Below are 1,572 nucleotides of genomic sequence, written 5' to 3' on the forward strand. Positions count from 1 at the left end.
TACGCGGACAGCGCCTAGACGTCTTTCGTACTCGGCCAAGCGCTCTGGACAGTTGGTTGCCGTGGCTGAACGAGCGCTGGGATACCGGATCCCGCAACGCCTTGGCGCTCTGGCGTGAGATGCGTGCTGAACCGCCCCGGGTTTGCCGGAGGCTCCAACTTCTGAGTAAGTGGAGCCGATATGAGCAAAACGACGAACAAGTTTGCACCTGAGGTTCGCGCACGGGCGGTGCGCATGGTGCTGGATCACGAGGCTGAACATCCTTCCCGCTGGGCAGCAATGATTTCCATCGCCGAGAAGATCGGGTGCTCGGCGCACACATTGAATGAGTGGGTAAAGAAGGCCGAGGTGGACAGTGGCAAGCGTGCTGGTGTGCCCACCGAGATGGCGGACCGCCTGAAGGCGCTGGAACGCGAGAACCGCGAACTGCGCCAGGCCAACGAGATACTGCGTAAGGCGAGCGCATATTTTGCCCAGGCGGAGCTCGACCGCCCATTCAAACGATGACGGCTTTCATAGACGAGCATCGGGCGGAATATGGGGTCGAGCCGATTTGCAGGGTTCTGCCGATTGCCCCATCCACCTACCATGAGCGTGTCGCACAGCGGCGGGATCCGGGGCGGCTGTCAGATCGTGCCCGGCGCGATCAGGATTTGAAGCCCGAGGTCATGCGCGTCTTTGCCGAGAATTTCGGCGTTTACGGTGTGCGCAAGGTCTGGCGGCAGATGAACCGCGAGGGCTTTGCTGTGGCCCGATGCACCATCGAGCGGCTGATGCGCGATCTGGGTTTGCAGGGGGTAATCCGTGGCAAGCCTGTGCGAACCACGATCAGCAACAAGGCTGCGCCTTGCCCGCTCGATCACGTCAACCGGCAGTTCCATGCTCCGGCGCCCAACATGCTCTGGGTGTCGGACTTCACCTATGTCGCGACGTGGGCGGGCTTTGTCTATGTCGCGTTCGTGATCGACGTCTATGCCCGCTATATCGTGGGCTGGCGCGTCAGCAGGACTGCCCACGCCAGCTTCGTGCTGGACGCACTGGAGCAGGCTATCCACGAACGACGCCCTGTCCATCGGGGTGGTCTCATCCATCACAGCGACCGCGGATCGCAATACGTGTCGATCCGATACTCGGAGCGGCTTGCCGAAGCCGGGATCGAGCCATCGGTTGGTAGCGTCGGCGACAGCTATGACAATGCTTTGGCTGAGACGATCAACGGCCTTTATAAGGCCGAGGTGATACATCGGCGAGGACCATGGCGGTCCTTTGAAGCCGTGGAATATGCCACGCTGGAATGGGTGGACTGGTTTAACAACCGGCGCCTGCTCGAGCCCATCGGCAATATCCCGCCGGCTGAAGCTGAGGAACTGTACTACGCAATGCTGGACGACGTCCCCATGGCTGCGTAACTTAAACCAAATAGCCTCCGGCAAACCCGGGGCGGTTCAGAGTTTGACTTCAATCACTGCATCAATGCCGCCTTCGGAGCGGCGGCGGTCAAAACGAGGAATGGTCGCAACGCGTCTGATTATGATGCTCGACAGTATCTCAGCGACTCCCGCATTTGTGCGG

General features: G+C 60.4%; 1 protein-coding gene and 1 other annotated feature. The gene reads left to right on the plus strand.

Annotated features, from left to right (window positions below; translation table 11 throughout):
* Positions 1-180 precede the first annotated feature (180 nt).
* A protein-coding gene (locus tag BRX37_RS26180; protein ID WP_125990354.1) for an IS3 family transposase occupies positions 181-1,409 on the plus strand; the annotation gives its coding sequence in 2 pieces (ribosomal slippage) (positions 181-469 and positions 469-1,409; 1,230 coding nt in all).
* Positions 462-578, plus strand: a sequence feature (AL1L pseudoknot). Its footprint overlaps the gene before it by 117 nt.
* Positions 1,410-1,572: the final 163 nt, after the last annotated feature.

Source organism: Sphingomonas sp. S-NIH.Pt3_0716, assembly GCF_003950715.1.
GTDB classification, from domain to species: domain Bacteria; phylum Pseudomonadota; class Alphaproteobacteria; order Sphingomonadales; family Sphingomonadaceae; genus Sphingobium; species Sphingobium yanoikuyae_A.